This is a genomic window from Pseudoalteromonas sp. ND6B (assembly GCF_000764215.1).
Lineage (GTDB): Bacteria > Pseudomonadota > Gammaproteobacteria > Enterobacterales > Alteromonadaceae > Pseudoalteromonas > Pseudoalteromonas tetraodonis.
Window position 1 is genome coordinate 14,511 of sequence record NZ_JQFL01000060.1, and the last position, 26,441, is coordinate 40,951.

The following is a 26,441-nucleotide window of genomic DNA, read 5'->3' on the forward strand; positions in this document are numbered from 1 at the left end:
TGTAAAATTTTTTAACTGTATGTTTTTAAATGTATATTTTTAGTGTTTAAGTAAGTAGAATGTAGTTTCAAAACTACTAACATATAGTAAGAATGTATAATTGTGTTTTATACATTTATAAATTAACATCTCGAAAACTAACCCATTAAAACATAATGAAGCACCCACTATGAGTAGAAGAAATCAAGCAACGGTAGACCAAGAAGTTTCGTTCGGCATTGATGAAGAATTAGTTTCTGCAACAGATTTACGAGGGGTTATCACTTATGCAAATGATAGCTTTTGTAAAGTGTCAGGGTATACCATTAATGAGTTGAAAGGGAAAAACCATAACATGATTCGTCACCCAGAAATGCCTCCTGCGGCATTTGGAGATATGTGGTCGAACTTAAAAAGCGATACCGCTTGGCGAGGAGCGGTAAAAAATAGATGTAAAGATGGGCGTTATTATTGGGTTGATGCATTTGTTACCCCTATTTATGAAAACGGAAAAAAAGTAGGTTATCAATCAGTTCGTCAACAGCTTCTGCCTGAATATAAAAACCGCGCAGAAAAGCTTTACCAACGTTTAAACAGCGGTCAATCAATTACGCCTTTAAGTGAAAAATTAGCCGCATTTAAATTGCCGCTATTTATTGGGTGTGCTGCTTTAATTGCTTGGTTAACAAGTTACATGTTCTGGTTATGTTTGCTGTTTGTTCCTTTGCCTTTTATTATTTTTTATGAAGAGTTAATTCGCTCGCAAAGTGCGCTTAAAGAAAGCAAAAAAGGCAGTGACAGTGTATCTCGCCATGTATACTCCGGCAGTGATAGCCTTAGCTATACTGATTTTCAGATTAAACTGCTTGAGGGTAAAGTCACGACGATTGTTGGCCGGATTATTGATGGCACCTTAAGCTTGAGTAAAGGTGCTGATTCTCTAAAAATTTGTGCTGAAGCTGCGCAGGCCGGTGTTGAAAAAGAAGCGTCTGAATTGCATCAGGTATCCTCTGCGGTTGAGGAAATGGTGCATTCAATTGATGAGGTCGCTAAAAATACCTTAGTAACCAACCAACGTGTTCAACAAGCTCATCAAGACTGCGAAAATGCAACGCAAGCTATGTCAGGCACCATGCGTGAAGTATCGTTACTCGCAACAGAAGTTGATAACTCAGCAAGTTCAGCGAGCGAGCTAGCAACAGAGGCTGAAAAAATTGGTGGTATAATGCAAGAGATACAAGGGATTGCCGACCAAACAAATTTACTTGCACTTAATGCGGCTATAGAAGCTGCGCGTGCCGGTGAGCACGGTAGAGGCTTCTCAGTTGTTGCTGACGAAGTGCGTGCGCTTTCAAGCAGAACACATACCGCTACAGAGCAAATCCAAATATCTATATCTGAAATGCAATCTACGCTTTTAAATTGGTCAAAAACCATGGAAGCGGGTAAAAACGCGGCAGAGAGTTGTGTGAAAGAAACCCGTAATACCCAAGATATCGTCTCAAAAGTATACGCTGCAATTACTGATATTTCTGATTTAGCAACGCAAATATCAACCGCTGCAGAAGAACAAAGTATGGTATCGCAAGAAATTAGCCGTAATATTTCAAATATTAGTAGCGCATCGTCAGAAAACCTAGCGCAAGCGCATTGTGTAGGTGCTGAGTCTGATGCAATCGAAAAGCACTCTAAAGCATTAGCGTCTCTAGGTCTTTCTTTTAAAGTAGGTTAATAACGTGAGCAAGGATAGTAAACATTCCGATATAGGCGCAGCCTATGATGCACCGTATTCTCAATGCGCAAATTTAAGTGCGCAATTGAGTGCCTTGCAGCAAGAAATAAAAGCCGATTACTTATTTATTGCCTCTGTTAATCAGCAAAAATTAGCAACCACACAATTGGTTATGCTAAATGGAAAAGTGACTGCTAACTTTTCTTATTCACTTGAGGGGTCACCTTGTGAGCAATTGTTGTCGCAAAGTGCGTGCTATATTACCCATGATTTACAGCGCCATTATCCTGAAAATAAACTGCTAAAAAAAATAAATGCGCATGCTTATATTGGCGCCTCTATTTTTAATGATGAGGGGCAATTAACGGGTGTGTTAGTTGGCCTATATTTTAATGCCCATGAAACGTTAGAGTCGTATAAGTCTACCCTGCTTAGCTTTGCTAATTACACCAATATATACTTACAAAAGTGTTTTTTAGAGAATAAATCAAGCTCTCAACAGCAACTGTTTAATGCCGTAGAAAGCATGGCTAAGGTAGGGACCTGGGAATACAAAGTTGCAACCGAGGAATTATATTATTCCCCTGAAGTTTATAATATTTACGGGCTTGAAACTAACGCCAAGCTCACCCCAACACAAGCAATTGAGTATTATGCTGGTGAAAAAGAACAATCGCGTATTCGTCAGCATTTCGAACACCTACAAACGCAAGGTTTACCCTACTGTGAAGACTTTCAGTTTATAGATGCTAAAGGTCACAATAAGTGGGTAAGAACCAGCGGGCACCCTGTTTTTAATAGTAATAACACATTAATTGCCGTTTATGGTGCGTTTGAGGATGTTACGTTTGAGTATGACTTACAAACGAGAGTGGCAGAAAAAAGCAATCGCCTCGAAGCTATTTTAGATAACCTTAATGATGCGGTTATTACCATTAACCAAAAAGGGGTAATTGTTCATTGTAATAAAACAGCCTTGGCTATGTTTGGTTATGAGCACAGCGAAATGTTGGGTTTATCTATTAATAACTTAATGCCAGAACCCTATGCCTCTAAACACCACTCTTATATGCAAAACTATGAGCAAACCGGTGAGGCTAAAATTATAGGGGTAGGCAGACAGTTACCCGCGCGTAAAAATGATGGCACAGTATTTCAAATTGAGCTGTCGCTTACCAAAGCAGTAAATGGTGAGAGTATTGAATATATTGGTGTTGTAAGAGATATAAGCGAAAAGCTTAAGGCTCAAGACACTATTTATAACTTAGCCTATTCAGATCCCATCACAGGTTTAAAAAATAAACGCTGGTTTGAACGTGAATGTAGAAGTTTACTGCAAAGTGCCAGTTTAAATAGCAGTTATATTTATGCTGCGTTGTTAGATATGGATAAATTATCTCAGTTTAATTTTAAGTATGGGATTGAAGCAGGAAATGAAGCACTTATTTTAACGGCTAAAAAACTATCTAAAGCCGTTGAAGGAGAGTACAAACTTTATAAAAGTGGTGTTGATTCTTTTTTAATAATTAGCACTTACCCCAATCGCAACTTATGTGATTTGGAGCTACAACAACCGATAATTGACTCTAAAATATTAGCCTTGGCTAACTTTTCCCATAAGATCAATGATCTTGAAGTGGTATTAAGTGCCTCTTTGGGCAGTACTATTATTGATGCGAGTAAAGACTCTTACGACTCATTATTCAATAAACTTGATTACTCACTAAAACAAGCCAAAAAGCTATCCCCTTTTGGTTACTATTTTGCAGATTTAGATGCATTAAAGCGTTATGAACGTACGAATAAAATTCGTTATTTGCTGATAAATGTGGATAAAAGCAATGAACTAAAACTCGCGCTTCAGCCGCAATATATTAATGAAAATACCTTTCATTCTTCAGAGGCATTATTACGTTGGCACTCTCAAGAGCTGGGTATTATAAGCCCTGCTGAATTTATACCTATTGCCGAAGAAAGTGAGGCTATTATTAAAATTGGAGATTGGGTGATTGATAACGTGTGTAAATTATTACATCAAGTGGGTCAGTTAGGTAAAAGCACCTGTATTGCGGTTAATATAAGCGCTAAGCAAATAGTAGCATCAGACTTTAAAGAGAAGTTATTAGCTAGCGTGCAAAAATGGCAAGTGTTGCCACAGCATTTAATTATTGAATTGACGGAAACCACCTTAGTGTCAGACATAGAGCTGGTAAAAGAAACCATGGTTGAACTGAATCAAATGGGTTTTAGGTTTTCAATTGATGATTTTGGAACGGGTTATTCAAGTTTGAGTTATTTGAAAGAGTTGCCTATTTCAGAGCTTAAAATAGATAAATACTTTGTTGATGGCATTATGGATAACGAGGATAGTTCCAGTAAAACAATTGTAAACATGATCATCGACATGGCCAACGCACTTGGCGTAAATAGCGTGGCAGAAGGCGTTGAAGAAACGGCGCAATTCAATTATTTAAAACAACGTGGCTGCGACTTGTTTCAAGGCTACTTATTTTCAAAGCCAATTCCTGTAGAACAGTGGAAAGAACGCCTTCAATAACCAGTTAAAGACAAAGGTTCTAGGTTTTAGGTTTTAGGCAGAGATTAAGCCAAGTACGGTGTTTTTATTGAACGTAGGTGGGGGTATCTCGCGCACATGTAGCAGCGGATTTATTCCGCGTCTTTTTAAAGGTTAAAGGCAAAAGGTTAAAGGTAGAGATTAAGCCAAGCACGGTGTTTGTGTTGAACGTAGGTGGGGGTATCTCGCGCATATGTAGCAGCGATTTTACATCGCGTCTTTTAAAGACTCGGTGACGCGGGGTAACCCCGCTGCTACACGTCGGCTGTAATATTAAACATAAACGCAATCCCAATAAGGGTAATCTGCAACATTGACTATTAACTTTGCCCTCAAAGGATTGGCAATAATATAACGAGCGCTTGTTATAAGATCTTCTTCATTACGAATTAAATGATCGTAATATCCTTTTTGCCACAATCTATAAACCTCAAACTGATAAAAACTAGCAGCAGTTCTACCTTTAAAAAGACGAACTATATTTGAAAGCGTGTTGTTAGAAAGTATTTGAAATTGCCAATGTAAATGATCTGGCATAATAACAAATGCGATCGATTTTATTCTTTGTTCTTGTTCTAGCTCTCGCATATGTTTTATTAAACAACGATTCATATTAAGTTTAGTAAAAAGCTTATTACGATTATGGGATACCATAGTGACAATATAGTAATGATTAGCTAGTGAAACCCTCCCTTTCCTGAGACGATAAGCCTTCTTCATAGCGAGTCCTTGCGCATAAAGAATAAAGTGTAGCAGCGATTTCACATCGCGTCTTTTTAAGGCGCTATGACGCGGGGTAAACCCGCTGCTACGGGAGTTATTTTTTAATTTATGTAGCAGCGATTTTATATCGCGTCAGGGTTTTATAAAAGTATAAGTGAAAGTGAGACGCAGGGTAATATTTATAGTAGCAGCGACTTTATGTCGCGTCAGGGTTCTATAAAAGTATAAGTTAAAGTAAGACGCAGGGTAATATTTATAGTAGCAGCGACTTTATATCGCGTCAGGGTTTTATAAAAGTATAAGTTAAAGTGAGACGCAGGGTAATATTTATAGTAGCAGCGACTTTATGTCGCGTCAGGGTTTTATAAAAGTATAAGTTAAAGTGAGACGCAGGATAATATTTATAGTAGCAGCGACTTTATGTCGCGTCAGGGTTTTATAAAAGTATAAGTTAAAGTGGGACGCAGGGTAATATTTATGGTAGCAGCGACTTTATGTCGCGTCAGGGTTTTATAAAAGTATAAGTTAAAGTGAGACGCAGGGTAATATTTATAGTAGCAGCGACTTTATGTCGCGTCAGGGTTTTATAAAAGTATAAGTTAAAGGGTATAAGCAAACGCGGAGTAAAGACGCAAATAAGCTTAAGAAAACAGATAAGTCAGTATTATTTCTTTATTTAAGGTTTTTTTGGCTTAAAGCCGTGTAGATATAACTAAAAGATTAACTTTGAATATTACTGAGGATACTTAGAAATAGTGGGGCGATTGACGGGGCTCGAACCCGCGACAACCGGAATCACAATCCGGGGCTCTACCAACTGAGCTACAACCGCCACTACATACACCTTGTTTGGTGTGGCGCGCATAATACATAATATCCCCATGCTTGTGAAGCAAAAAATCAAAAAAAATTAAACTTATTATAAGTATTCTATATTTAAGCTATTGGCAACGGGCAACGGGCAACGGGCAACGGGCAACGGGCAGCCCGCGGCTCGAATCCCCAATCCCGCGAGCGTGTAGCGCCTCGGTGTACTCTGTGGTTCAAAATGGTTTATAGGCGGGGGTTATCACGCGCAGGTGGTTTTAGGCAATAAACTTATTCACAAAGAGGTTAAGAGACGCTGCGCTTTTAGAGCTAGTGAAAAAACAATTAATCACTCGGGCTCATGGTTATTGTTTTCTCATTTACTTCTCATTCACTTCTCTTTGTGCAAAAGATCTTAAAGAGATTTTATTCACCACAGAGGGGGCAGAGCACACAGAGGAAATGATTAAAGACATGTTTTATTTGTTTTGTCTTCTCTGTGAAGCGCGTAGCGCCTCGGTGTACTCTGTGGTGCAAAAAATTAAAACACTATTTACCACAGAGGTCACAGAGTTCACAGAGTTCACAGAGGAAGAGATTAAAGACAAAGATTTTAGGTTTTAGGTAGAGATTAAGTTAAGTACGGTGTTTGTATTGAACGTAGGCGGGAGTTATCCCGCGCATTTTATAAAACCTGCGCGAGGTAAACTCCCGCCTACGGGTATAAAAAACCTTGCTATATTAACCGTAAGGTTTTTAAATTCCTCGAACCTCGAAACCCGCGGCTCGAATCCCTAATCCCGCTTTATACCGCGCAAGATTTTCTTCTCTGTGTAGCGCGAAGCGCCTCGGTGTACTCTGTGGTGCAAAAAATTAAAACACTATTTACCACAGAGGTCACAGAGTTCACAGAGGAAGAGATTAAAGACAAAGATTTTAGGTAGAGATTAAGCCAAGCATGATGTTTGTATTGAACGTGGGCGGTGGTTATCCCGCGCATTTTATTAAACCCTGCGCGAGGTAAACTCCCGCCTACGGGCATAAAAAAACCTCGCTATATTAACCGTAAGGTTTTTAAATTCCTCGAACCTCGAACCTAGAACCTCGAAATACGCTGTTGCAAACACGTATTAAAGATTTACAATACAACAAACAATATCGCTAAACTGCTAAATAACACTATCAGGAGTTAATATGGATTCAATACTCAATTGGCTGAATGAAAATTCAGGCTTAATTTTACACTATGGTATTCAAGCAGTTATAGCGCTTGTTATATTTTTACTGGGTGGACGAATTGCTAAATTTTGTGCAAAGTTAACCGAAAAAGCATTCGACAAGAAAAAAGTAGATAAAGCGGTTTCATCGTTTGTCTCTAGTATTGTATATGCCATTGTATTTGCAGCCACTATTTTAATGGCGCTGTCACAAATTGGCATCGAAACCACATCATTCATTGCTATTTTAGGTGCGGCAGGTTTAGCCGTTGGCTTAGCACTGCAAGGGTCGTTATCTAACTTTGCGTCAGGCGTATTAATTATTCTACTTCGCCCATTTAAATCAGGTGACTACGTTGAAGCGGGCGGTAAAGCCGGTACGATTAAAAAAATCGAAATATTCTCAACTGAAATGCGCACTCCTGACAACAAAGTAATTGTAATGCCAAATTCAAAAATCATGTCAGATGCAATCATTAACTACTCACGCGAAGCAACGCGCCGCGTTGACCTTGTGATTGGCGTTGGCTACGACGCCGACTTACGAAAAGCAAAAGAAGTACTTAAATCAGTACTAGATAACGAACCGCGTATTTTAAAAGATCCTGCATACAACGTATCGGTTTCTGAACTTGCAGATTCAAGTGTTAACTTTATTGTGCGCCCGTGGGTTAACTCAGAAGATTACTGGCCAACATATTGGTCGTTAATGGAAAACATTAAAATAGCGTTAGACGACGCAGACATTACTATTCCGTTCCCACAAATGGATGTTCATTTACATAAGCAAGACTAATTTTTAAAATATTTATTTTATTAAGGCAGCGATCATATGAGATTGGTTAGCATGTGCGCTGCTTTTTTTAATAGGTATAAATACATTTTTTACAGGGTTATTTTTTAATGAAACTTAAGCTTTTATCAATTTTAGTAGCAGCCTCAGCTACAACCAATGCATTTGCAGCAGAAGAAGAACAAAAAACCTGGGAAGTTACCAGTGAAGTAGGCGCTATTATTACCAGCGGTAATACCGAAACAACCACCCTAAAAGGCGGTATTAAAGTATTACATAACTTAGAAAGCTGGAATAACGAGTATAAGCTAGACGGCATCTACAAAGAAGACGAAGTAGAAAACGACGACGGTACTAAAGAAAAACAGCGTACTAACGAAAAGTACTCTATTTCAGCGCAGGGTAATTACAAATTAAACGAAAAGCACGCCCACTTATTTATTTATGGGTCACACGTTTCTGATTACTTTGGTGCCTACAGAAATGAATCGGTTGTTTCAGCGGGTTATGGTTTACGTTTATTAAACGAGTCAAACATGAAACTAAACGCTGAAATTGGTCCAGGTTATAAGTACTTTAAATACCCAGATGTAAGCGAAGAGGTTGATGAAAACGGCAACTCACTAGCCGGTGAATACGAAGGCGAAGTAATTGCCTTAGGTAAAGTAGATTTTAGCTGGAAAATTTCAGACAACGCACGTTTTACTCAGTTGGTATCGGTAGAATATGGTGATACTAATACTAAAACTCGCTCAGAAACTGCGTTACTTACTAAAATTAATGGCTCACTACAAATGAAAGTAGCCTACAATATCACCAATAACTCAGATGTGGCTGATGATAAAGAAGCAACTGATACAGAGACCTCATTAACATTGGTGTATAGCTTTTAACCAATAGCGGTTTTAATAACAATTATGTAATAAAAGAGGCGGTTGCCTCTTTTTTAATTACGCGAAAATGGTGTATGATACGCGCATTATCGACTGTAGAACTAGGGAAATACCTACTCGTGAACTTTTTTAAATACTTTATTAGTGCGCTGATAATTATCAGCAGCTTCAACGCATTGGCTTTTACCCCAAGTGCATCGCAAATAGAGCAATTTAAAAAGTTGCCTAAGTCTCAACAGCAGGCACTTGCAAAACAGTACGGTGTTGACTTATCAGTAATAACCGGTGCTGGCCAACAAAACCAGGTTAGTGCAGAACAACCTCCTACTATCGGTGAGCGCATAGACCCATCTGAAACCGAAGAAAACGATAAACAACTCGATAAAAAGCCAAAAACCAATAAAGTTAAACCATTTGGCTATGAACTATTTGCCGGCGAACCCACCACTTTTATGCCTAGCGAAACGTCAGCAGTACCCGATACGTATTTAGTTGGCCGAGGCGATCAGTTATTAATTAACTTTTATGGTAAAGAAAGCGCGAGCTTTGAAGTTATTGTTGATCGCGAAGGGCGCATTAGCATCCCTGATTTGAGCCCGGTACAAGTCGCTGGCTTAACTTTTTCTGAGGTAAAGCAGTTAATTAAGTTAAAAGTAGAGCAAGAAGTTATAGGTGTAAAAGCGTTTGTCTCGCTTGGTCAACTTCGCAGTATGCGTATTATGGTATTAGGTGAAGCATACAAACCAGGAAGTTACAGTGTGTCGTCGCTTACTACAGTATCGCATGCGTTATTTGTAAGTGGTGGGGTGTCGGATATTGCATCATTACGTAATATTCAAGTTAAGCGGGCTGGTAAAGTAGTTACTAATTTCGATTTATACGATTTACTTATTCGCGGTGATAGCAGTAACGATATTATTTTAAAACCCGGCGACGTGGTATTTGTACCTTCGGTGGGCGCACAAGTAACCGTTGAAGGTTTAGTGAAACGCCCTGCTATTTTTGAGCTAAAAAAGGGCGAAACAGCCAAAGAGCTTTTAGCTATGGCAGGCGGCCTAAAGCCGGGCGCTTATACTAAAAATGCCGTGGTAGAGCGTTTTAAAAACAACCGCAAAGAAGTACTTACCGTAGACTTTTCTGCTAGCAATATAAATTACATTCCGCAAGACGGCGATCGCATTCGTTTTAACACGGTAAGCGCACAATATAATAATGTTGTAAATTTAGTGGGGGCAGTAGTTCGCCCGGGCAGCTACCAGTGGTATGAAGGTAAACGCATTTCCGACGTGTTAAAGTCGGTACGTGGTGATCTACTACAACAAGCTGATTTAAGTTATGGCTTAGTAATTCGTGAAATAAATATTAGTGGTGATATAGAAGTGCATCAGTTTGATGTTGCGCAAGCCATTGTAAAAAACGCTAAAAACGACTTAACCCTTAACGCAAACGATAAAATTATTATATTTAGTGAGTTTGAGCAAAAGCAGCAAGAGCAGCTAACTTTATCAACCACAGGGTCAGGCACTAAAAAAGATAAATCTATTGAGCAAGCATCGCTCGATGAAAATAGTAACGATTTAAGCGCTGAGAGCTACTCGCCATACAGCCGTAATAATTTACTAGCGCCAATAATTAAACAGTTGAAGCAACAAGCTTCAACGAATAAAGCAATACAACTAGTAGAAATTAACGGCAAAGTAAGTCACCCAGGGGTTTACCCTTTAACCGTAAATGGCCGTGTAGCTGACTTAATAATAGCTGCTGGGGGCTTGTTAGAATCGGCTTACACCAAAGAAGCTGAAATAACCCGCATGGTTGATGGCAATGCTTCACAAGTAGAGCATGTAAAAATAAACCTTGAACAACTAATAGGTAGTAACGAAAGCAGCCTTGCTTTACAAAGCAAAGACAGCTTAAATATTTTTGCAATTCCTAACTGGCAAGAAAACGTTAAGGTAACTTTAAAAGGTGAGTTTAAATTTCCGGGCACCTACACCATTCGCCGTGGCGAAACCTTAAGTAACTTACTAGAGCGAGCGGGTGGTTTTAGCGACTTTGCAGAGCAAAATGCCGCTATATTTACGCGTTTATCAGTAAAGCAACAAGAGCAGCAACAGCTAGCACGTTTAGCAACAGAGCTACGCCGTGATGTGGCATCAAAAAGCTTTCAAGACTCAGTGAGTAGTAGCTCGCTTTCGTATGATGAAATGGACAAGTTACTCAATGACCTCGCAAGTGTAGAAGCATTAGGCCGTTTGGTAATAGACCTGCCGCTTATTCAAAATAACCAGCAAACCTTAGTGCTTCAAGATGGCGACACTTTATATGTACCTAGCAAACGCGACTCTATTAGTGTTGTGGGTGAAGTAAACTACTCAACCACGCATTTGTATAAAGCAGGCATAAGTGTTGATGACTACCTAGAGCTAAGTGGTGGCTTAAAAGAACGCGCTGATGACGACCGTATTTATATTATTAAAGCCAATGGCGCAGTAACCATACCTAACTCAGGTAATTGGTTTGCTCCAGGTAATGAGCAAATGCTAGAACCAGGCGACACCATAGTAGTGCCAATGGATGCAGGCCATATGGATAAGCTAACGCTGTGGAGCACCGCTACACAAATACTTTATCAGCTTGGCGTAGCAGTAGCTGCTATAGGCAGCCTGTAATATAGGTAATAGGCGCAAGGAATAAATAGGGTTTAGGTTCTAGGTACGAGGAAGACCTAGAACCTAAACCCTAGAACCTAGTTTTTTTGTAGGCCGGGCTTTACGCCGCGCAGGCTTTTCGTATCAGCGCGCAGCGCCTCGGTGTCTCTGTGGTTCAAAATAATTTTTAAAGCGGGGCTTTACGCCTCGCAAAGGTAGCAGCGACTTTATGTCGCGTTAAAGTGATTTTATTTACCACAGAGGTAAAGATAAGCCGTTAGGGATTAAGGAAGAGACGAGTTGCGAGCTTCGGGGTTTAAATAGCTTGTAGGCGGGGGCTTTACGCCGCGCAAGCTTGTTTCTCTGTGAAGCGCACAGCGCCTCGCGTGCTCTGTGGTTCAAAATGATTTTGTAGGCTGGGCTTTACGCCTCGCAAAGGTAGCAGCGACTTTATGTCGCGTTAAAGTGATTTTATTTACCACAGAGGTAAAGAGAACACAGAGGAAAAAAGCAGTTATTAGCTGTCATTTTTCAGCAAGCTTTTTCTCGGTGTAGCGCGCAGCGCCTCAGTGCACTCTGTGGTTCAAAAATGATTTTTAAAGCGGGGCTTTACGCCTCGCAAAGGTAACAGCGACTTTATGTCGCGTTAAGGTGATTTTATTTACCACAGAGGGTAAAGATAAGCCGTTAGGGATTAAGGAAGAGACGAGTTGCGAGCTTCGGGGTTTAAATAGCCTGTAGGCGGGGCTTTACGCCGCGCAAGCTTGTTTCTCAGTGAAGCGCGCAGTGCCTCGCGTGCTCTGTGGTTCAAAATGATTTTGTAGGCCGGGCTTTACGCCCGCAGGTGTTTACTTAAAGACTATGAACCTAGAACCTAGAACCTAGGACCTAGGACCTAAAACCTATTTTTTTTATCAGACCGTAGGAACTGCAACCTAGGGGCGGAAGCGTGCCCGAAGGGCTAGACAAGCAAATAGTTTTGCTTTCAAGCTGGAGCGAGAGGAACTCTGCGACGAACTGGAACGTGGAGCGTGCCCGAAGGGCTAGATAAGCTTACAGCGACGAGCCTAGAGCCTAGAGCTCGAAGCCCGAAGCCCGAAGCTCGAAGCCTGAAGCCCAAAGCTCGAAGCCCGAAGCTCGAAGCTCTAAAATTAACTAACTGTAAAAACGCTAAAACCTGCTACATTTTAACTTTAAAGTATTACTTTAGAGTTAAAAATGAAATATGAAAACCTAGAAGTTTGGCAAAGAGCTTTAAGCTAAGTTTATTGATTGATAAAACTTTCAGCAGCTCCAGGATTATGGTCTAAAAGATCAAATGTGTAGATGCTCTGTTTCTGTACCTAGCAATATTGCAGAGGGGATGGAAAGAGGTTTTGAAAAAGAAAAAACACGTTTTTTATGGATAGCCAAAGGCTCCATAGGCGAATTAAAAACACAAGTTATGATTGCTTCAGAATTAGGATATATCAATAGCTCAAAAGCAGGTTATATTCTTGAGGAGTGTGAGGTAATTGCAAAGATGCTAAGCAGATTAATAACGGTCATTAAAAATAGCTCTTAGTCAATAGCTCGCGGCTCGAAGCCACTCACTAGAACCCATGAGACCCATATGAATAACCCAAGTACAAAGCAAGATAACGAACAAATATCAAATAAACCACATACTCAGAGAAATAATGTTACTGGGGATGAAATTGACTTACGAGAGCTACTCTATATTGTTTGGCAAGGAAAGCGGGTTGCTATAATAATTACTTCGCTCTTCTTAATAGGGTCTTTAATATTCGCAGTTAAGCAGCCCAATGTTTATAAATCTGAAGCTCTACTAGCGCCCACTAACTCAGAGAATGGTGGAGGTGGGTTAGCTGCTCTTGCCGGCCAATTTGGTGGAATAGCAAGTATGGCTGGGATTGACTTGGGAAGTAAAGGGGCTGGCGATAAAACGCAAATTGCAATTGAAGTGATGAAATCACGAAGGTTTATCGGAGACTTCATCAAAAAGCACAATTTGTTACCAGATTTGATGGCAGCTAAGCAATGGAATATGCACGATAATTCAATTTCTTATGATGAAAAAAAATACCTTGTTTCTAATGATGAATGGGTTCGAGAAGTTGCTGCGCCTCTTAAGTCTAAACCATCTTTACAAGAAGCATATAGAGAATTTAGTAAAATATTACATGTTAATACCAATAAAGATACAGGTATGATAACTATATCTATAGAGCATATTTCACCATATTTAGCTGAGTACTGGATTAGTTTATTTATCCAAGACATCAACAGTGAAATGAAACAAAGAGATGTTACAGAAGCCAATAAAAGTATCGAGTTTTTAGAGAATAAAATAAAACAAACAAATATCGCTGATATTCGAGCTGTCTTATACAAATTAGTCGAAGAGCAAGCAAAAACAATAATGTTTGCAGAAGTACGAGAAGAGTATGTTTTTAAAACTATAGACCCTGCTTTTGTGCCGGAGAAAAAGTTTAAACCCAAACGAGGTATGATTGTTATTGTTGGTTTTATTTTAGGTTTTGTTTTTTCTGTTTTAGGTCTCTTTATTAAGTATGTTTTTGTGAGGAAAAAACATTTCTATAATCAAAAAATGAAAGTTGAGTAGAAGTTAAGTGTCTTATAAAAATATAGTTTATAATATGCTCGGTTTAGGATTGCCTTTTTTTGCGGCTATATTTTCTATTCCATTCTTAATCTCTCATTTGGGCGATTCAACTTTTGGTATTCTTACACTAATATGGGCCGTAGTCAGTTATTTTTCTTTATTTGATTTTGGTTTAGGGAGATCTTTAACTCTAGAGCTATCCATTGCTTACTCTAAAAAACAACGAGACCGAATATTAAACTTGGTTTTTACTTCACTTGTTACACTTCTTGTACTGGGCATTATCGCTGGTTTTTTCATGGTATTGTTTATTCCCTTTGTATCACTGGAAGCAACAGGGGGGGTTGATAGCAATCAAGTTAAATGGTGTGTTTTTGCGATGGCTATCGCAATGCCAGCTATAACTTTGACTTCTGGTTTACGAGGGGTTTTAGAGTCTAAGGGGGAGTTTAAATTAATAAATTTAATTCGCTTCCCTATGGGTTTATTTACATTTTTAGGTCCGGTTTTTTCTATTATGATTTTTGGTAATAGTCTTCTTGCCATATGTGTTTTCTTAGTGATTGGGCGGATTGTAGCTATGTTTGTTCATTATGTACTAGTGATGAAAATCTTTCACAAAGAGGGAATTTACTTTAAAGAAGGGAGGTTTCAAAAAGGTGAACTTAAATCCTTAGTATATTCTGGAGGATGGATGACGGTAAGTAATATTGTTAGTCCATTAATGACGTACTTAGATCGTTTTTTTATAGGTTCGTCAGTTTCTACTGCGGCTATTGCATACTATGTTACTCCTCAGGAGCTCATTTCTAAACTTTCAATTATACCTATCTCAATTACATCTGTATTCTTCCCTACTGTCTCTAGTAATATAGGCAATAAGGAAGTGCTAAAAAAATTATATAGGGATACCAACACACTGTTATTATTGATCATGTTACCTTTAACAGGGGTGTTTTTTACATATTCTTACGAAATATTAGCGTTATGGATCAATGATGGTTTTGCTAAAAAATCAAGTGACGCAATGGCTATTATTTCTATCGGCATGTTTTTTACTTGTTTAGCCCAAGTTCCATTCTCATTAATTCAAGGAAATGGGTTTGTTCGTTTTACAGCTATAGTTCACTTAATCGAGCTGCCTATTTATTGCATGGTTATGTATATGTTGGGTGTTCAATATGGCGTTATAGGAGTGGCGTTGGCTTGGACGTCAAGAAATATCATTGATTACTTGATTATGCTTTATAAAGCTAAAAGAATAATTAAGTAAACATATGGGATTGCATTGTGACTAAAATCTTACTGTTTCCTATTATTTTACTTATTACAATAGTCCAAAACTCTTACGATTTAATTTCTATACTGCAAGGTGGAGATTTAGCTCTTCATACATATTCAGGGCCAATCTATATTAAGTTATTAAAAGACGTTCTCTTTTTTAGTATCATTTTTATGGTGATAATTAGTTCTACTATTAAGGGTGAAAGTTTTCTCAAAGAAACATTAGTTTTTATTTTTTTGTTAATATTAATTCTATTTTTTTTATCAATGTATTTTAACGGTGTATATATTGCCTTACTAGGTGTGAGGTGGTTCATACCGTTATTCATATTTTTAATAATGGGAAATTGGGTTGCAAATTTAGATAACAAAAAACTGATATTTTGGATTTATATTGGTTTGTATATCTGTCTTTTAGTACAGGTGATTCAGTTATTTATTATGCCACCTATATATGGTGTTATATTTGCTAATATACCAGCTAGAACCCCTGGTATATTTATGGCGCCAAATTCAGCGGCTTTTTTTGGTTGTGCTAGTGCTGCATTAATTATCTCAGCTAGTGAGGGGCGTTTCAAAGAAAGCCTGTATCCTTCTTTTTTATCACTTTTAATCAGCCTGCTAGCACAATCCGGCACCGGAATAATAGTATCTTTTTTGTTAATAATGACAATTTTAACGGAGAGAAATACTATTGTACGATTTGTAATCTTACCTATAGTATTAATAGTCGCATTTTTAAGTCTTAATATAATTACCCAAAGAGATAACTATCTTGAGCTATCTGGAGGAGGACGGATTGATATATTAATAAGTATTTTTGAGAAAAGTATCTACCAATATTATAGTGTGAACGGTTTTGGGGTTTTCACAAATGCAGCTAACTTAAGTAGTGAAAACCCTGAAGAAATGGTAGCTCCAGATTCACTAATCGCATCAATGATTGGTAACCTAGGTCTGTTTTTTATACCTATAGTTGTCTTATTAGTGCTTTTTTATAGGAATTATATAAATAAACACAATATAAACTCCTCCAGCTATATCCCTGTTTTATTGGTTTTTATACTTTTTTCTTTCACGACAATTATTTTTGAGGCTTTTCCAATGAACCTCTATTTAGCTATTGCGCTTTTGTTAACAAATAAATCAACTAAAAACTTTGCAGGGATCACTAAATGAATTCTGAGTTACCTCTACTCTCTATTATTATACCAACGCACAATAGATCAAAATATGCAATTTATGCGATTAGATCAATTTTACAGTTTAATCAAAATGGTATAGAGCTTGTTGTAAGTGATACTAGCACTGATGATTTACTAAAAAACTTAGTTGATGAGATTGATACTAAGTTGAGTAAAGTACACTTTAAATATACAAAACACAGTGTGCGTTTAGATATGACAGAAAATCATGACTATGCGCTTTCGCAAGCAACAGGAGAGTATGTTTGTTTAATCGGTGATGATGATTCGGTGTCAGATGAATTATATAACGCAGCGGAATGGGCTAAAAAACAGAATATAAATATCCTTACACCTAAAGTGACAGCCATGTATAACTGGCCTGATTTTCAAACTAAAGTTTTTGGTAATAAGCATTGCACTAGACTCTATCTACCAAAAACTATTGGCGGAATTGAAAAGAAAGATACTAAGAGTGCATTAGTAAATGCATTGAATAATTCATGTCAAGGTACTGACGGACTGCCTAAGCTTTATCATGGTTTAGTTAAAAACGATTTATTGAAGAAATTAAATGATAAAACGGGGGCTTTTTTTCATGGTTCAAGTCCTGATATGTCTGCAGCAATAGGCTTAGCTTTGATAGCTGATAGCTTCCATGAGATCGATTATCCATTAACAATCCCTGGTGCATCTGGTGGTAGTAACACTGGTCGAAGTGCTATGAATAAACATAAAGGCTCACTTTCATCTGAATCACAAACAAATGCCTTTACAAAATCGGGATGGAATAACCTTATTCCACTCTTTTTTTCTGTGGAAACAGTCTGGAGTCATGCTGCACTAAATACACTAGAAAAGCTATCTCCAAATAGAATTCAAGATTATAATTTCATTAATCTATACTCGTTGTGTGAAGCTAATCATTCCGATTATTATGCTGAAATAGCTGATTCTGAAAAGCTATACCGTGAAAAATATGGAATGAGTGCAACAAGTTTTAAGCTTAAATTGATTAATTACAAAGTCAAAAATTTATTGTTGAGAGGCGCATATATAGCTAAACGTATACTCATTCCTACTGCCGCTGGTGGCAAAGAGTTTGTATCTGGTGTTTTAGACGTTTCAAAAACACCAGAATTATTAAACGCCCACTTAAGCAAAAAAGGATTTAATTTGGCAACTGTATTTAGTAATTATAGAGAACAATAAAGTTATGATTTTTTATGCACCCAATGTCCACATTGGAGGTGGTTTTGAGTTGCTTAAGTCATTATTAACATCTTTTGATGAAAATAGTGATGTGCAATTTGTTCTTGATCATCGAATTGTAAATCGATTAGATGTCAGTCCATTGCAAAATGTATATTGGGTGAAGCCGGACCCAATTTCAAGACTTAAAGCGGAGCTATTTATTAGTGGGCTTAAATATAAACACGATAAAATTTTTTGCTTTCATGGCCTTCCGCCAGTGTTTTATAAAGGCAGTGAAATAATCGTATTTTTGCAAAATAGATTGTACATAAGTGGTTTTTCGGTAGCGGGTTATAACTTCAAAACGGCACTAAGGTTAACCTTTGAGCGCTTAATGTTTTATGTGTTACGCACTAGAGTAACTGAGTTTATTGTGCAGTCTAACTCCATGAAAACGCAAACAGAGCTAAACTTAAAAAATTTAACATCTATTTTAGTAACGGTGAAACCCTTTATTAGCCAAAGTTCTCAGTGCGTCGCTACAGGGGCAGTAGAAAAAAAATATGACTTTGCCTACATAGCCGATGGCTCTGCACATAAAAACCATCATACATTATTTGCAGCTTGGCGTTTACTTGCTGAAAAAGGCTATTATCCAACTCTGCTGGTTACATTAAGTGACGATAATACCCAGCTTATTGAAGCGATAGCACAACTAAACGGTGAGTACGGCTGCAATATTATAAATGTTGGTTATGTGTCAAAAGACATTGTTCAAAAGCTTTACCAACAAACTAAAGCATTAATTTATCCCTCTTTGGTCGAATCTTTTGGTATGCCTTTAATTGAGGCTAATCAATTTGGTCTGGCTATTGTAGCTGCAGAGCTTGATTATGTGCGCGATGTAGTTACACCTAATGAAACATTTAACCCGCATTCTAGTGTTTCAATTTCGTTATCAGTTTTACGTTATCTTGGTGAGCCTTCACCCTTGGTAGAATTAAAAAATCCTCATGAATTTATTAGCTATCTAATATAGATACTATTGGAGAAAATATAGTGTTTAAAAATAAAGTATTACTTATTACAGGCGGTACAGGCTCATTTGGCAATGCAGTGTTGCGTCGCTTTTTAAATACCGACATTAAAGAAATTCGCATTTTTTCACGTGATGAAAAAAAACAAGATGACATGCGTAAGCATTTTCAGTCAGATAAATTAAAGTTTTATATTGGTGATGTACGCGATAGCCAAAGTATTAATACCGCCATTCGTGGTGTTGATTATGTTTACCATGCTGCTGCATTAAAGCAAGTTCCGTCATGTGAGTTTTATCCGTTAGAAGCCGTTAAAACTAACGTATTAGGTACAGAAAACGTGTTAGAAGCTGCTATAGCTAATAATGTTGAACGCGTTGTGTGTTTGAGTACCGATAAAGCCGTGTACCCAATTAATGCTATGGGTATTTCGAAAGCGATGATGGAAAAAGTGATTGTTGCTAAAAGTCGTAATTTAGAACATACCAATACCACAGTTTGTTGTACGCGCTACGGCAATGTAATGGCATCTCGTGGCTCGGTTATTCCTTTGTTTATTCGCCAGGTAGTTAATAACGAGCCTATCACTATTACCGACCCGACCATGACCCGCTTTATGATGACCTTAGACGACGCGGTTGACTTAGTGTTACATGCTTTCGAAAATGGTAAAAATGGCGATATTTTTGTACAAAAAGCGCCAGCAGCAACTATCCAGGTGCTAGTAACTGCGTTACTCGAAATGCTTAAAAAACCTGAGCATGTTGTAAATGTGATTGGTACTCGCCACGGTGAAAAGCTGTTTGAAGCTTTATGTAGCCGCGAAGAAATGTTTGTGGCACAAGAGCAAGGTGAATACTTTAGAGTACCTGCCGATAATAGAGATTTAAACTACTCAAAGTTTTTTGAAGAAGGTGACGCAGACCTTTCTAAAATAGAAGATTACAACTCGCATAATACCAAGCGTTTAGACGTTGAAGGCATGAAACAGTTACTACGTAAGCTTGATTTTATACGTGAAATTGAATCTGGAAATATAGTAGTTCCTGAAGGGGTGTAAGCATGAAAGTATTAATTTTAGGGGCTACAGGCATGCTAGGTTACAGCCTGTTTAGCAACTTAAATGAACATGCTAGCTTGTCGGTATTTGGTACAGTTAGAAGCATTGTAGGTAAAGAGCATTTTTTTAAAGACACTCAACCGCAGTTAATTACTGGTGTTGACGCTTACGACATTAGCTCTCTGCAGCACGCAATCGAAACAGTGGCGCCTGATGTAGTAATTAACTGTGTGGGTTTAATTAAACAGCATGGTATTTCAAAGCAACACATAGATGCCGTCAAAATTAATGCATTACTTCCACATGAGTTGGCCAATATTTGTGACAAGTTTGCTGCTAAATTGATTCATTTTTCTACCGACTGTGTTTTTACTGGTGATGTAGGTTTATATACCGAAGACTCATTACCCGATGCGCGTGACTTGTATGGTAAATCTAAGTGTTTAGGTGAAGTGAGTTATGGAAAACATCTAACGTTACGAACCTCGATTATAGGGCATGAGCTTACTTCTGCGGTAAGCTTAGTTGACTGGTTTTTATCGCAAGGCGAAAGTACTAAGGGGTTTTCTAAGGCGATATTCTCGGGCTTACCTACCAGCTACATAGCGAAACTGTTGGTAGAGTATATTTTACCAAACCCAGAGGTTGCAGGCTTATTGCACTTATCGGTAGACCCAGTTGACAAGTACACGTTATTGCAGCTGATTGCAAAGCAATACCAAAAGCAAATCACTATTGCTGAGTCGCAAGAGTTGGTGATAGATCGTTCGCTAAATTCAGATAAGTTTAGGCAGGTAACGCAGTTTAGCCCTCCCCCATGGAACGAACTTGTTGAATATATGCATACAGATTATGTAAAAAGGTATAAAGCATGAAAAAGTTAAAAGTGGTTACCGTTGTTGGTACTCGCCCAGAGATCATTAGGTTGTCATGCACCATAGCAAAGTTAGATGAGTTTTGTGAACATGTGTTAGTTCATACTGGGCAAAACTACGATTACGAACTAAATCAAATATTTTTCGAAGACCTTGGCATTCGCGCACCAGACATATTTTTAGAATGTGCTGGCGCTACCGCTGCCGAAACCATGGCGCAAGTAATTAGTAAAGCCGATGCAATGTTTGCTGAAGTAAAGCCCGATGCAATTTTAATACTGGGCGATACCAACAGTGCAATGGCAGCTATTCCAGCTAAACGTAAAAAAATCCCGATTTTTCATATGGAAGCAGGCAACCGCTGTTTTGACATGCGAGTACCTGAAGAGATCAACCGTAAAATAGTGGATCATATTTCTGACGTTAACATGCCTTATACCGATATAGCGCGCGAATATTTATTAGCCGAAGGCCTCAAGCCCGATCTAATTGTTAAAACGGGTAGTCCTATGGACGAAGTGCTAAATCGCTACGTAGATAAAATTGCTAATGCCGAAATTTCAACCACGCTAGGTTTAACATCGGGCGAGTATTTTGTAGTAAGTGTGCACAGAGAAGAAAATGTGGACTCTGAGACAAATATTCACAGTTATGTAAAAGCTTTGAACGCCATTGCCGAAAAGTATCAGCATCCTATTATAGTGTCGACTCACCCTCGTACCAGAAAGAAAATTGATTTACTTAACCTTGAGTTCCACCCGTTAGTTAACTTGTTAAAACCATTAGGGTTTAGTGATTACGTAAAACTGCAAATGGAAGCGAAAGTTGTATTAAGTGACAGCGGTACCATTACCGAAGAGTCGTCTATTTTAAACTTTCCTGCCATTAATATTAGAGATGCACAAGAGCGCCCCGAAGGCTTTGAAGAAGGTGCGGTTATGTTTACTGGTATGAATGTAGAGCGGATACTTCAAGCTCTTGAAATACTCGATAAGCAACCTCGTGGTGAGCACAGACTCATTAATAAAGTGCAAAACTACATTGCCCCTAATGTATCAGACAAGGTATTACGAACCATTATTAGTTATACCGACTATGTAAATAGAGTGGTGTGGAAAAAATATTAATGAAACTTGCTTTGATCATTGATGACTACTTGCCCGACAGCACCCGAGTGGGTGCTAAAATGTTTCATGAGCTCGCACTTGAACTCATGGCCAGTGGGCACGATGTAACTGTTATTACACCTGCTGTAGGTCAAGTAGAAGCCTTTACTGAGCAAAAAGTAGAGGGAGTAAACGTTTGGCGTTTTAGTTCTGGCCCGATTAAAGATGTTGGAAAAGTAACGCGAGCGCTAAACGAAACCTTACTCTCTTTTAGAGCTTGGTCGGCTATTAAACAACATGTAAACGAGCACACGTTTGATGGTGTCATTTATTACTCTCCTTCTATATTCTTTGGTGGCTTAGTTAATAAAATCAAACAACGCTGTAACTGCTCCTCTTACTTAGTGTTACGTGATTTGTTTCCGCAGTGGGTGATAGATGCTGGCATGTTAAATAAAGGTTCTTTAATAGCACGCTATTTTAAGTTTTTTGAACAATATTCATATCAAGCTGCAAACACCATTGGCTTAATGTCAGAAAAAAACAGAGAAGTATTTAGCCAAAGTAACCGCAAACATTACCCCACCGAAATCTTGCGTAACTGGGCAGATACAACACCAAGTAATATCGATACTAGTGCTAACTCTATTCGTACGCAGCTGCAACTAGAAAATAAAGTTATTTACTTTTATGGTGGCAATATTGGCCATGCACAAGATATGGCCAATTTAATGCGCTTAGCTAAAAATATGCAGCATTGCACTGATGCGCACTTTTTATTTATTGGCCAAGGTGATGAAGTAGACTTAATAAATCAGCTTGCACAACAGTGGCAACTTACTAATTACAGCTATTTACCATCGGTTGATCAAAATGAATTTAAACGCATATTAGCAGATATAGATGTAGGGCTATTTTCTTTGTCAGCTAAGCATACGGCACATAATTTTCCAGGTAAATTGTTGGGTTATATGGTGCAGTCGTTACCAATTTTAGGCAGTGTTAATAGTGGGAATGACCTACAACCGCTAGTTAATTCATGCGAGGCAGGATTTATCAGTGAAAATGGTGATGATGATACATTGTTAAAAAATGCAGTGGCGCTTTACGAAAATCCCAATTTACGTAAGCAGCTAGGCAATGGAGCATATGAGCTGTTAAAAAATGAATTTTCAGTTACTACTATCGCCGCTAACATTGTTAAAAAATTAAAAGAGCAATAATGAGAAAAATAACCCAATCAGACATCGAACTTTTATTTGAGCAGGCCAGTAACTCGCCCAGAAAAAGAGCGCACCTTAATTTACACGCTAGCTTTGATGACAAAGTACAAAGGCTGTATATAGCACTACTTAAAGGCAGTTATGTAGAACCGCATTACCATGCGTTAGCGCATCAATGGGAAATGTTTATTGTGCAAAGCGGGGTATTAAAAGTAACGCAGCACCATAAAGATGGCTCTGTAATAAGTTCTTGCTTGATAGGCGATGAGCAAGATACTCAAGCCATTGAATTTAAACCAGGCGATGTGCACAGCGTAGAATGTATCTCGGAGCAGGCACTTATGCTAGAAATAAAAGAAGGTCCATTTGTTGAAAAGTATGCAAAAACTTTAATAAATGAAAAAAATAATTAATCTTTTAATGGCTTTTAATAATATTATTTATACTAACTCTTAATCAGGCTAGATATCAGCTTCATTTACCAACTCCTATATGGATTAAAATATATTATTTACTAATGGAACTACTATGTTTTTAGATCTGCTTTTTACTTTTTTCATTGCTTTTGCAATTTTATTCTTAATGCGTAAAGTGGCTCGTAGAGTAGGCCTTGTAGATAAGCCATCAGGGCGCAAAATGCATACGGGTAACGTACCATTAGTGGGTGGTGTGGCAATATGTATAACTATAGTTAATTATATTTATACACATCCTAACATGATTAACCACGCAAATTTATATATGCTCTGTATTTGTGGGTTAACTGCTGTTGGTGCTTTAGATGATCGCTTTGATTTAAGCGTAAAAATACGTATGTTAGTACAAGCACTCATATCTATTGCTATGATTTACTTTGCCAATGCAGAGCTACACACACTAGGTAATTTACTTGGCTTTGGTGCAATTAATTTAGGTGTACTTGGTGGTTTGGTCACTGTTTTTGCAGTTATTGGCTGTATTAATGCGTTTAACATGGTCGATGGTATTGATGGCTTGTTAGGTGGCTTATCAATAGTGACTTTTGCGAGTATTGGTATATTACTTTTATTAGCGGGTGAACAAAGCCTAAGTTATTTATGTTTGCTACTAGTAGTATGCATGGTGCCTTACATACTATTAAACTTGGGTTTTGTTGGCCATAAGCGTAAAGTATTTATGGGTGATGCTGGCAGCATGATGATTGGCTTCACAGTTATTTGGTTGCTTATAGGTGCAAGCCAAACTGCAGGTAACCCGATGATTCGCCCTGTTACCGCTTTATGGTTAATTGCAGTACCGTTAATGGATATGGTTGCAATTATGGTGCGCCGAGTAAAGCATGGTAAATCTCCTTTTAAGCCAGACCGTGAGCATTTACATCATATTTGTCAACGCTTAGGCTTTTCATCACTACAAACATTAACTTTAATATGTTTTATCGCTACAGCTTTCGCCGGTGTGGGAATTGTTGGTGAAATATTATTAATACCTGAATTTATTATGTTTTATAGTTTTATTGCTATTTTTACTGTGTACCTTATATTTTTAATAAATTATTGCACTGTAATGAATTACTTTAGACGTAAGCTAAACCTACCAGAGAAAGAGTTTTCATCTATTAGATGATTGACGGTGTAAGTTAATGCTGATTTGGTTTAGAGTAAAAATGTAAAACCTTGAAGTATTAATAGATAAAAGCGTGAGTTTTACTCGCGCTTTTTGCTTTCTAAAATTTTATTTTTTAAAACCAATTTTTATTAAATTTATAAAGGAATAATAATGTCACGTAAGTATTTTGGTACTGATGGTGTAAGAGGTAAAGTGGGTACGTTTCCTATTACCCCTGATTTTGCAATGAAGTTAGGTTGGGCTGCGGGTACGGTTTTAGCCTCAAGCGGTACTAAAGAAATTTTAATAGGTAAAGATACACGTAATAGCGGTTATATGTTTGAGTCGGCCATGGAGGCTGGCCTTTCTGCCGCGGGTGTCAATGTTGCATTTGTTGGGCCTATGCCAACGCCTGCTGTTGCCTATTTAGCATCAACCTTTAGAGCCGATGCCGGTGTAGTAATTAGTGCATCACATAATCCATTTTATGATAATGGGATTAAATTTTTTAATAACTATGGCACTAAGCTAAACGATGAACAAGAGCTTGAAATTGAAGCCTTACTAGAGCAGGCATTAAACAACAATGCCATGCAATGTGTAAGCTCAGAGCGTTTAGGTAAAGCTAGGCGTATTAACGATGCCGCAGGCCGTTATATTGAGTTTTGTAAAGGCGTATTTCCAAAAGAGTTAACACTTGAAGGGTTAAAAATTGTTGTAGATAGCGCCAATGGCGCAGCGTACCATATTGCTCCTAATGTATATGCAGAGCTAGGTGCAGAGGTTATTAGCATTAATGATAAACCTAATGGTTTAAATATTAACGAGCAATGTGGTGCAACACATTTAGATAGCTTACAAGCCGCTGTATTAGAGCACAAAGCCGATTTAGGTATAGCGCTTGATGGTGATGCTGACAGATTAATGCTAGTAGACGATTTAGGTGCAGTAGTTGATGGTGACCAAATACTGTATGTTTTAGCTAAAGCTGCCAAGCTTCAAGGTACTCTGAATGGTGGTGTAGTTGGTACGTTAATGTCTAACTTAGGCTTAGAGCTAGCACTCAAGCAAATGGATATTCCATTTAAGCGCGCTAAGGTAGGTGACCGATACGTGGTTGAGCAGTTAAAACACACCGGGTGGAAGTTAGGCGGTGAAGGTTCAGGCCATATTTTACATTTAGACTATGCGACTACAGGTGACGGCATTGTAGCCTCACTGTTAGTGCTAACAGCGCTTATTCAGCAAAAGCAGTCTTTAAGGGACTATGTTTCTGGCATGCAAAAACTACCGCAAGTACTTTTAAATGTGCGTTTAACACAAAATAATGCCGATGAAATACTCAATACCGATGGGGTTAAACAAGCAGTAGTCGAATCTGAAACCGTACTTGCAGATACAGGGCGTGTTTTACTTCGTAAATCAGGCACTGAGCCACTTATTAGAGTAATGGTTGAATCAACAGACTCTGTTGCATCACAAGCTCAGGCTGAGCATATAGCTGCTGCAATTAATAAACTACTTTGAGCTATAGTCATTTAAAAGTAATTTTAGAATACAGCATGCGCCATGAAACGTTAGGTGCTGAGTTTACTGAATATATGAAAGAGTTGGTTAAAGGGTAACGGGCGACGGGCATCGGGTAACGAGCTACGAGCTTCAGGCCTCCAGCCTAGAGCTTCGAATTAACCAGTTGGGCTAATGGTTTTATGTTCTCATTTACTCCTCATTCACTTCTCTTTGTGCAAAAAGATCTTGAAGAGATTTTATTTACCACAGAGGGGGCAGAGCACACAGAGAAAATGATTAAAAACATGTTTTATTTGCTTTGTCTTCTCTGTGTAGCGCGAAGCGCCTCGGTGTACTCTGTGGTAAGAATGTTTTGTAGATACCAT

The 26,441-nt window shown here is 38.2% G+C and carries 20 protein-coding genes and 1 tRNA gene; 19 read left to right on the forward strand and 2 right to left on the reverse strand.

The features are described 5' to 3' along the window. Positions 1 to 169: 169 nt before the first annotated feature. On the forward strand, positions 170 to 1,711 hold the full coding sequence (locus tag ND6B_RS04815; protein WP_033103945.1) for a methyl-accepting chemotaxis protein: 1,542 nt from the start codon (positions 170 to 172) through the stop codon (positions 1,709 to 1,711). 4 nt (positions 1,712 to 1,715) lie between these two features. Beyond that, positions 1,716 to 4,268: a putative bifunctional diguanylate cyclase/phosphodiesterase gene (locus ND6B_RS04810; RefSeq protein ID WP_051686730.1), complete on the forward strand. Its 2,553-nt coding sequence runs from the start codon at positions 1,716 to 1,718 to the stop codon at positions 4,266 to 4,268. 291 nt (positions 4,269 to 4,559) lie between these two features. Here the strand turns inward: ND6B_RS04810 and ND6B_RS04805 are convergent, their stop codons facing one another. After that, positions 4,560 to 5,006 (reverse strand): REP-associated tyrosine transposase, encoded by a 447-nt coding sequence (locus tag ND6B_RS04805; protein WP_033103946.1) that lies wholly within the window; start codon positions 5,004 to 5,006, stop codon positions 4,560 to 4,562. 759 nt (positions 5,007 to 5,765) lie between these two features. Then, positions 5,766 to 5,841 (reverse strand) — tRNA-His (locus tag ND6B_RS04800). A gap of 308 nt (positions 5,842 to 6,149) precedes the next feature. On the opposite strand from ND6B_RS04800, the gene ND6B_RS04795 reads away from it, so the two are divergent. The 17 genes from ND6B_RS04795 to glmM all read left to right on the forward strand — a co-directional run bounded on the left by ND6B_RS04795 (position 6,150) and on the right by glmM (position 26,073). Further along, the gene (locus ND6B_RS04795; RefSeq protein WP_033103947.1) at positions 6,150 to 6,440 is read left to right on the forward strand and encodes a hypothetical protein; all 291 of its coding nucleotides are present in this window, start codon (positions 6,150 to 6,152) and stop codon (positions 6,438 to 6,440) included. Positions 6,441 to 7,010: 570 nt separating this feature from the next. Further along, the gene (locus tag ND6B_RS04790; protein ID WP_033103948.1) at positions 7,011 to 7,829 is read left to right on the forward strand and encodes a mechanosensitive ion channel family protein; all 819 of its coding nucleotides are present in this window, start codon (positions 7,011 to 7,013) and stop codon (positions 7,827 to 7,829) included. Positions 7,830 to 7,936: 107 nt separating this feature from the next. Continuing rightward, a complete protein-coding gene (locus ND6B_RS04785; RefSeq protein WP_033103949.1) occupies positions 7,937 to 8,719 on the forward strand; it encodes a DUF481 domain-containing protein in 783 nt (260 codons plus the stop codon). Between the two features lie 119 nt (positions 8,720 to 8,838). Next, positions 8,839 to 11,391: an SLBB domain-containing protein gene (locus ND6B_RS04780; protein ID WP_033103963.1), complete on the forward strand. Its 2,553-nt coding sequence runs from the start codon at positions 8,839 to 8,841 to the stop codon at positions 11,389 to 11,391. Between the two features lie 1,297 nt (positions 11,392 to 12,688). Further along, the gene (locus tag ND6B_RS19685; RefSeq protein ID WP_235420550.1) at positions 12,689 to 12,934 is read left to right on the forward strand and encodes a four helix bundle protein; all 246 of its coding nucleotides are present in this window, start codon (positions 12,689 to 12,691) and stop codon (positions 12,932 to 12,934) included. 48 nt (positions 12,935 to 12,982) lie between these two features. Beyond that, positions 12,983 to 13,996, forward strand: a complete 1,014-nt coding sequence (locus ND6B_RS04775) for a Wzz/FepE/Etk N-terminal domain-containing protein (RefSeq protein ID WP_033103951.1) — start codon at positions 12,983 to 12,985, stop codon at positions 13,994 to 13,996. A gap of 7 nt (positions 13,997 to 14,003) precedes the next feature. Then, positions 14,004 to 15,269 carry a flippase gene (locus ND6B_RS04770; RefSeq protein WP_152333086.1) on the forward strand — a complete coding sequence of 422 codons (1,266 nt, stop codon included), beginning with the start codon at positions 14,004 to 14,006 and terminating at the stop codon, positions 15,267 to 15,269. Between the two features lie 17 nt (positions 15,270 to 15,286). Continuing rightward, positions 15,287 to 16,459, forward strand: a complete 1,173-nt coding sequence (locus ND6B_RS04765) for a hypothetical protein (protein ID WP_033103953.1) — start codon at positions 15,287 to 15,289, stop codon at positions 16,457 to 16,459. Next, on the forward strand, positions 16,456 to 17,676 hold the full coding sequence (locus ND6B_RS04760) for a glycosyltransferase family 2 protein (protein WP_051686729.1): 1,221 nt from the start codon (positions 16,456 to 16,458) through the stop codon (positions 17,674 to 17,676). The genes ND6B_RS04765 and ND6B_RS04760 overlap by 4 nt, the downstream gene beginning before the upstream one ends. 49 nt (positions 17,677 to 17,725) lie before the next feature. Continuing rightward, a complete protein-coding gene (locus tag ND6B_RS04755) occupies positions 17,726 to 18,697 on the forward strand; it encodes a glycosyltransferase (protein WP_160173137.1) in 972 nt (323 codons plus the stop codon). 20 nt (positions 18,698 to 18,717) lie between these two features. Next, positions 18,718 to 19,755: a polysaccharide biosynthesis protein gene (locus ND6B_RS04750; RefSeq protein WP_033103955.1), complete on the forward strand. Its 1,038-nt coding sequence runs from the start codon at positions 18,718 to 18,720 to the stop codon at positions 19,753 to 19,755. A gap of 2 nt (positions 19,756 to 19,757) precedes the next feature. Continuing rightward, positions 19,758 to 20,630, forward strand: a complete 873-nt coding sequence (locus ND6B_RS04745) for a dTDP-4-dehydrorhamnose reductase family protein (RefSeq protein WP_033103956.1) — start codon at positions 19,758 to 19,760, stop codon at positions 20,628 to 20,630. Then, complete coding sequence (gene wecB, locus ND6B_RS04740) at positions 20,627 to 21,757, forward strand: non-hydrolyzing UDP-N-acetylglucosamine 2-epimerase (RefSeq protein ID WP_033103957.1); 1,131 nt, start codon at positions 20,627 to 20,629, stop codon at positions 21,755 to 21,757. The genes ND6B_RS04745 and wecB overlap by 4 nt, the downstream gene beginning before the upstream one ends. Beyond that, positions 21,742 to 22,959 carry a glycosyltransferase family 4 protein gene (locus ND6B_RS04735; protein WP_235420558.1) on the forward strand — a complete coding sequence of 406 codons (1,218 nt, stop codon included), beginning with the start codon at positions 21,742 to 21,744 and terminating at the stop codon, positions 22,957 to 22,959. Before wecB ends, ND6B_RS04735 begins: the two co-directional genes overlap by 16 nt. Next, positions 22,959 to 23,372, forward strand: coding sequence for a WbuC family cupin fold metalloprotein (locus ND6B_RS04730; protein ID WP_033103959.1), 414 nt, complete (start codon positions 22,959 to 22,961; stop codon positions 23,370 to 23,372). The genes ND6B_RS04735 and ND6B_RS04730 overlap by 1 nt, the downstream gene beginning before the upstream one ends. Positions 23,373 to 23,487: 115 nt before the next feature. Continuing rightward, positions 23,488 to 24,564 carry a UDP-N-acetylglucosamine--undecaprenyl-phosphate N-acetylglucosaminephosphotransferase gene (gene wecA, locus ND6B_RS04725; RefSeq protein ID WP_033103960.1) on the forward strand — a complete coding sequence of 359 codons (1,077 nt, stop codon included), beginning with the start codon at positions 23,488 to 23,490 and terminating at the stop codon, positions 24,562 to 24,564. Between the two features lie 153 nt (positions 24,565 to 24,717). Then, the gene (glmM, locus tag ND6B_RS04720) at positions 24,718 to 26,073 is read left to right on the forward strand and encodes a phosphoglucosamine mutase (protein ID WP_033103961.1); all 1,356 of its coding nucleotides are present in this window, start codon (positions 24,718 to 24,720) and stop codon (positions 26,071 to 26,073) included. Positions 26,074 to 26,441: the final 368 nt, after the last annotated feature.

Bases quoted from the DNA above. Each gene is read 5' to 3' on its own strand.
- ND6B_RS04815 (WP_033103945.1), top strand. From the start codon at position 170: ATGAGTAGAAGAAATCAAGCAACGGTAGACCAAGAAGTTTCGTTCGGC.
- ND6B_RS04805 (WP_033103946.1), bottom strand. From the start codon at position 5,006: ATGAAGAAGGCTTATCGTCTCAGGAAAGGGAGGGTTTCACTAGCTAAT.
- ND6B_RS04790 (WP_033103948.1), top strand. From the start codon at position 7,011: ATGGATTCAATACTCAATTGGCTGAATGAAAATTCAGGCTTAATTTTA.
- ND6B_RS04785 (WP_033103949.1), top strand. From the start codon at position 7,937: ATGAAACTTAAGCTTTTATCAATTTTAGTAGCAGCCTCAGCTACAACC.
- ND6B_RS19685 (WP_235420550.1), top strand. From the start codon at position 12,689: ATGTGTAGATGCTCTGTTTCTGTACCTAGCAATATTGCAGAGGGGATG.
- ND6B_RS04775 (WP_033103951.1), top strand. From the start codon at position 12,983: ATGAATAACCCAAGTACAAAGCAAGATAACGAACAAATATCAAATAAA.
- ND6B_RS04760 (WP_051686729.1), top strand. From the start codon at position 16,456: ATGAATTCTGAGTTACCTCTACTCTCTATTATTATACCAACGCACAAT.
- ND6B_RS04745 (WP_033103956.1), top strand. From the start codon at position 19,758: ATGAAAGTATTAATTTTAGGGGCTACAGGCATGCTAGGTTACAGCCTG.
- wecB (WP_033103957.1), top strand. From the start codon at position 20,627: ATGAAAAAGTTAAAAGTGGTTACCGTTGTTGGTACTCGCCCAGAGATC.
- ND6B_RS04730 (WP_033103959.1), top strand. From the start codon at position 22,959: ATGAGAAAAATAACCCAATCAGACATCGAACTTTTATTTGAGCAGGCC.
- wecA (WP_033103960.1), top strand. From the start codon at position 23,488: ATGTTTTTAGATCTGCTTTTTACTTTTTTCATTGCTTTTGCAATTTTA.
- glmM (WP_033103961.1), top strand. From the start codon at position 24,718: ATGTCACGTAAGTATTTTGGTACTGATGGTGTAAGAGGTAAAGTGGGT.